The organism is Nocardioides pelophilus (genome assembly GCF_014180685.1).
In the GTDB taxonomy this organism is placed as follows: domain Bacteria; phylum Actinomycetota; class Actinomycetes; order Propionibacteriales; family Nocardioidaceae; genus Nocardioides; species Nocardioides pelophilus.
The window spans coordinates 1-5149 of sequence record NZ_JACEHF010000235.1 but is presented as its reverse complement, the minus strand read 5'-3'; the positions used below and the strand labels follow the sequence as shown (position 1 = coordinate 5149).

General features: G+C 70.7%; 9 protein-coding genes and 3 tRNA genes. 4 read left to right on the top strand and 8 right to left on the bottom strand.

Features of this window, described 5'->3' with window-relative positions; translation table 11 throughout:
- Positions 1-640: amidohydrolase family protein (locus H0488_RS22005; protein WP_183101346.1), on the top strand; the 640-nt coding region annotated here is incomplete at its 5' end.
- Between the two features lie 85 nt (positions 641-725).
- On the top strand, positions 726-914 hold the full coding sequence (locus H0488_RS22000) for a hypothetical protein (protein ID WP_183101345.1): 189 nt from the start codon (positions 726-728) through the stop codon (positions 912-914).
- Positions 915-966: 52 nt separating this feature from the next.
- On the opposite strand, the gene H0488_RS21995 is transcribed toward H0488_RS22000, so the two are convergent.
- Positions 967-1039 (bottom strand) — tRNA-Arg (locus H0488_RS21995).
- A 720-nt stretch (positions 1040-1759) separates the two neighbouring features.
- Here H0488_RS21995 and H0488_RS21985 point away from each other — a divergent pair.
- Positions 1760-2269 carry a hypothetical protein gene (locus H0488_RS21985; RefSeq protein ID WP_183101343.1) on the top strand — a complete coding sequence of 170 codons (510 nt, stop codon included), beginning with the start codon at positions 1760-1762 and terminating at the stop codon, positions 2267-2269.
- 389 nt (positions 2270-2658) lie between these two features.
- On the opposite strand, the gene H0488_RS21980 is transcribed toward H0488_RS21985, so the two are convergent.
- From H0488_RS21980 to H0488_RS21955, 6 genes are all read right to left on the bottom strand, one after another.
- A tRNA-Ser gene (locus H0488_RS21980) sits at positions 2659-2749 on the bottom strand.
- A gap of 82 nt (positions 2750-2831) precedes the next feature.
- Positions 2832-3251 carry a hypothetical protein gene (locus H0488_RS21975; RefSeq protein ID WP_183101342.1) on the bottom strand — a complete coding sequence of 140 codons (420 nt, stop codon included), beginning with the start codon at positions 3249-3251 and terminating at the stop codon, positions 2832-2834.
- A 40-nt stretch (positions 3252-3291) separates the two neighbouring features.
- A tRNA-Ser gene (locus H0488_RS21970) sits at positions 3292-3376 on the bottom strand.
- Positions 3377-3383: 7 nt separating this feature from the next.
- Positions 3384-3557, bottom strand: coding sequence for a hypothetical protein (locus H0488_RS21965; protein WP_183101341.1), 174 nt, complete (start codon positions 3555-3557; stop codon positions 3384-3386).
- A 28-nt stretch (positions 3558-3585) separates the two neighbouring features.
- Positions 3586-4005, bottom strand: coding sequence for a hypothetical protein (locus H0488_RS21960; protein ID WP_183101340.1), 420 nt, complete (start codon positions 4003-4005; stop codon positions 3586-3588).
- A gap of 29 nt (positions 4006-4034) precedes the next feature.
- Positions 4035-4412, bottom strand: coding sequence for a helix-turn-helix domain-containing protein (locus H0488_RS21955; protein ID WP_183101339.1), 378 nt, complete (start codon positions 4410-4412; stop codon positions 4035-4037).
- A 78-nt stretch (positions 4413-4490) separates the two neighbouring features.
- Here H0488_RS21955 and H0488_RS21950 point away from each other — a divergent pair, with 78 nt between their 5' ends.
- Positions 4491-4787, top strand: coding sequence for a helix-turn-helix domain-containing protein (locus H0488_RS21950; RefSeq protein ID WP_183101338.1), 297 nt, complete (start codon positions 4491-4493; stop codon positions 4785-4787).
- 7 nt (positions 4788-4794) lie between these two features.
- Here the strand turns inward: H0488_RS21950 and H0488_RS21945 are convergent, their stop codons facing one another.
- The gene (locus H0488_RS21945; RefSeq protein ID WP_183101337.1) at positions 4795-5019 is read right to left on the bottom strand and encodes a biotin/lipoyl-binding carrier protein; all 225 of its coding nucleotides are present in this window, start codon (positions 5017-5019) and stop codon (positions 4795-4797) included.
- Positions 5020-5149: the final 130 nt, after the last annotated feature.

Sequence of the window (5149 nt, the reverse complement as noted above, 5' to 3'; positions counted from 1 at the left end):
CGACCGCTTCCGCGGCATCAGGTCCATGACGACGTGGCACCCCGACCGGGGCGTCAAGAACTGGATCGACGAGGAGGGCGTGATGCGCTCGCCCGCGTTCCTCCGCGGCTTCGCCGCGCTCGCCGAGCGCAGCCTGACCTTCGACGCCTACGTCTACTCCCATCAGCTCGGCGACGTGGTCGTGCTGGCGAAGGAGTACCCCTCCACCACGATCGTGCTCGACCACTACGCACCACCCGTCGGCGTGTGCGGTCCGATGGGCAAGGCGGCGGGCCGTACGGCGAGCGACCGCTCGGACCTGCTCGCCCGCTGGAAGGACGACATCGCCGAGGTCGCCTCGTTCCCCAACGTCGTCGCCAAGCACTCCGGTCTCGCGTTCCCCATGCTGGGCCACCGTGAGCCCGGCATCGGCCGGGCCGAGCTGGCCGAGCGGGTGGCTCCGCTGGTCCGCCACACCACCGACGTCTTCGGCGAGGACCGGCTGGTGTTCGGCTCCAACTACCCCATGGACAAGGCGATCGCCTCCTACGGGACCCTCGTCGGCGCCCTGGCCGACCTGCTGGCGCCGTACGGTCCGGACGTGCTGCGGAAGGTGTTCCGCGACAACGCACAGGTCGTCTACGGGCTCCAGGTGTCCTGAGGCGCTGATCGGGTACCACGCCTCGGCTACCAGTCGGCGTCAGGCAATCGCGCCGTGAGCTTGGACATGGACCAGGACCCCGCCCATGAAGAACCCGCACCCCGCCCCCACCGCGCTGCTGCCCTCACGCACGGATGCCACGAACGACGCCGCCGACGCCGCACGAGATCCCGGGCACGCCGCCGAGCACCGGACGACCGTCTCGGCTCATCGCCCCGACGGCGCGCAGGAGAGCCAGAGCTCTCGCTACGTGCCGGGCAACTACCTCGGCTGATCCCCCGACGCCGGCAGTCGGCTCGGTCGGGCCCAGCCCCGCATTCGATCTGCGCGCCCGTAGGGATTCGAACCCCAAACCTTCTGATCCGTAGTCAGATGCTCTATCCGTTGAGCTACGGGCGCATGCCGCCTTGCGAGCGACCGCACGAGAATAGCCGAGCGCTCGTCCGGATGCCGAATCGCCCCCCGTCTGCAATTATGTGCAACGACACGGTGCCCGCCGGGGGTCGGTCCGGACGGCGCGTGGGAGCAGGAGGTCGTGTTGTCCGGCTACGAGCCTGAGGATCGCGAGCTGTTCGAGCGCGAGGCGACCGAGCTGTACGACGCGGTGGTGCAGGCGGGCGGGATCGCGCCCGACGACGCCCGGATCGCGGAGGGCACCCACACCAAGGCGGCGCTCGACCTGCTGGCCGAGCTCAACCTGGTCCAGCTCGACCAGCACGCCGGGGTCTGGCGGGCGCTCGAGCCGGCCAACGTGCAGTCGCGCGTCGTCACCCCGCTCAGCACCGAGGGCGCCCGGCTGCTCGACGAGTCCGCGCGGTGGGCCAAGGCGTTCCAGGCGCTCAACCACAGCTGGCGGCGCTCCCCCGTGGCGCAGAGCTCGGGCCCGTTCACCTACCTGCACAACGAGGCGATCAACCCCTACCTGACCGCGCTGATCGGCGACGCCGAGGAGGACCTGCTGACCGCCCAGCCCCAGACCGGCCGCGACGCGCAGTCGATCGCGACCGCGGCGCTGCGGGACACCCAGGCGCTCGAGCGCGGCATCTCCATGCGCACGCTCTACCAGCACAGCGCGCGCCGCAACGCGGTCACGCAGAAGNCTCGGCCCGCGGGGGGGAGGTGCGCACCCTGGCCGAGTTCTTCAACCGGGTGATCGCCGACGACCGCGGGGCCGCGGTGACCCCGGCGCCCGACACGCTCGCCACCGCGGTCGTCGTACGCGAACCAGCCGTGGTCGCCTACCTGCTCGACGTCTTCGAACGGGCCTGGGCGCGCGGCCGCCCGTTCGTGACCGCGGAGGAGGCCGCGGTCAAGGAGATCGCGGCCGAGCAGCGCTCGATGACGATCCGGATGCTCATCGCCGGCCACGCCGACGCGGTGAGCGCGAAGCGGCTCGGCGTGAGCCCGCGCACGTACGCCGGCTACGTCGCCGACCTCAAGGCCGAGTACGACGCCGACACCCGGTTCCAGCTCGGCTACACGATGGGGCGCGCCGGGATCTCGGGCAACGAGACGTCCGAGGCCAGGCGCGCGACGTCCGTGCCGGGCGGCACCGAGACCGACAGTGAGACCGACAGTGAGACCGACAGTGAGACCGACAGTGAGACCGACAACGTCGCCGAAAAATGAGGACGACCGCCAGCACCGGCCGGCAGTCGTCCTCGACGCTACGTCAGATCAGCGGTTGGTCACGCGGCAGGCTCCGCCGCAACCCCATCCCGAATCCATCGCCGGCGCGGCCGGCGTGGCGAGCGCGGTGAGCCCCACCGTCGCCACCGTCGCAGCCAGCACGAGTGCTGCTCTTCGCCCGAAATCCCTCATCGTCTAACCCTCCGATTGGTGCGGGGTCGCACGAGCCCCCAGACAAACGCGTCGATCAGTGACTACTGAAACATCCGAACGGACAACCCGCAATGCCTGGCCCCGGATCTTGACCGAACCGATCTCCGCGCCAGGTCGGGCCGAGATGCCTTCCGGATGCGAGAACCCCCGGCGAGCGAGCTCACCGGGGGTCGACGCGGAGGCGGAGGGATTTGAACCCTCGATGGGGTTGTAGCCCCAAACCCGCTTAGCAGGCGGGCGCCATAGACCGGACTAGGCGACGCCTCCCTGCCGACCGGAGCACCGGTCAGCGCAGACAGGTTACAAGGCCGCCCGCGGCCCCACCGAATCGGCCAGTCCCATCGGTCCGTCAGCGAGCCGCGCGCGCCAGGTGGTCGCGGACGTCGCGCGCGAAGTCGTCCTTGTCGGCCGCCAGCAGCTCGACCGGGATCGTCGTCGAGCGGCCGTCCTTGAGCCGGAGCACCACGCAGGCGACGTCCTGCGGCTGGGTCGCCACCGCGTCCTCGACCTCGTTCCAGCGGGCCTCGGTGACACCGGCCCCCCGCACCAGCCGGACCCGGTAGCCGCTGGCCGTCAACCGCACCACGCTCACCCGGTTGCGCAACCACCACACCAGCCCGAAGAGCCCGAGCAGCCCGGCGGCGAGCAGCACGACCAGCAGGTCCGGACCGAGCCCGGCGGCCGCCACGACCAGGGTGCCGGCCAGGATCAGCACGGCGAACAGGATCAGGTAGGCGCCGACGAACCGGGCCACCACCAAGGGGGCCATCCGATAGTCGACGGCTGCGGACGCATCAGGACTCTCCACGCAGAGGGGGCGGGATTCGAACCCGCGGTAGGTCTCCCTACGACCGCTTTCAAGGCGGTTCCGATAGGCCACTCCGGCACCCCTCCTCGGGGACTAGGTCCCCGGGGAGGAGTCTAGAGAAGCGGGGTCCTCCCCAGCGCACCGGAGTGCGAAGCCCGGGCAGTGCACGCCGAGCTCGTGGAAGTCCTCGTGGCAGGTGCAGGCGTCGTCCAGGACGCCGTCGCGCGGCCGCTCGTGCGCCGGCCGCAACAGGCTCAGCAGCTCCATGGCGGGCAAGTACCCACTCCACCGGGAGTCATGCCGCTCCGGCCAGCCTCTGCCTGAGGTAGCGCCGTTCGGCGGGCTGGAGCCAGCGGAGCCGGTCGTGGAGGGCGTCGACGTCGACCATCAGCTCCGCCGCCGCCTCCTCCGCGGAAGCCGCCCAGGCCAGCGCCTCGCCGACCTGTCGGATCGACGGGAGCAGGAGCCGGGCAGCCTCGCGACGCACGCGCAGCTCTTCGCGCTCGGCAAGCACGCCGACGAGGGTCGGCCCGCGCTCGGCGTGCAGGCACTCGTGGAGGACCGTGCACCGTCGCTCCTCCCACGTCAGGTTGGCGCGGAGGCTGATGACCTGCTCGTCGAACAGCGTGAAGCCCGGGTCGGGGTCGTCCTCCGGTTGGTGCCAGCGCAGCTCCCACCCGCTGAGGGCTCGGAGGCGGCGCCAGGGATGGATCATCCGAGGACTGTAGACACAGCGACCGGCACTTAGTCCTTGCCGAGCGTGGGCTTGGTCGACCTGCTGCGGGCCGCCCGCTTCTGCACCTGTGGAGTGGCGCGCTCGCGGACCTTCCGCTTGGTGCCGACCTCGTCGATCGGGCCCATGTGCTGGCGCGCGACCTTCTCGAGCTCGGTGGCCCACACCCGCGGGTCGGCGCCGAGCGCGACGGCGATCTTCATCATCTGCTCGACGTGGATCAGCCGCGGTGCGGCGGTCGGCGACAAGATGTTGGCGAGGGTGCTCCGCGGTATCCCGCAGGTCCGCGACAAGGTCTCCTGCGTCATCCCCGACTCAGCGAACCCCTCCCGGATCAACCGGACCGCTCCGACGTTGATCGGCGCGGATGCGTGCTCCTTCTGTCCCATGCCGAGACGGTATCCCATTATGAACACGCTGGCTACTCGTGCTTGCGCTTCGTTTCATTCTGAACTAGCGTGGATCCTGTGTCCCACTCGGAACAGCGTCTCGGGCAGGTTCAGCGGGCGATCCTCCGCGAGCTGCGATCGATCCTCGCCCGGCGCCAGATCAAGCTCGCCGCGCTGAGCACGGCCACGGGCATCCCGCGGTCGACGTTGCACCACAAGCTCCGCGGCCGCACCGGGCTCACCGTCAGCGAGCTGGTGCTGATCGCGATCGCCCTCGCCGTCCCGGCGGCCGACCTGCTCGAGACGGCGATGACGGCCGTCGAGACAGCGGGGCGCGACGCCGGGGAAGCCAGCGAGCCCGACGAGCCCGCCTAAGGGCCCGTCAGCCCAGCTCGACCAGCAGGTCGCCCTCTTGGACGACGTCGCCGGTGGAGACCTTGATCTGCTGCACGACCCCGCCCAGCTCGCTGATGACCGGGATCTCCATCTTCATCGACTCGAGCAGCAGCACCGTGTCGCCGGGAGCCACGGTGTCTCCCACCGCGACATCGACCGACAGCACGTTGGCGACCATCTCGGCCCTGATCTCCGACGCCCGTCTGCGCATGGAGGCGACGCTAAGGGTTACTTCCCGGTACGCCGCCATCGGGTCCCGCGCATCCTCAGAGGAGCGCGGCCGTACGCCTCGGCTCGGGCCGTACGGCGGCGGCCTGCTCGGCCACCCGGCGCCGGCGTGC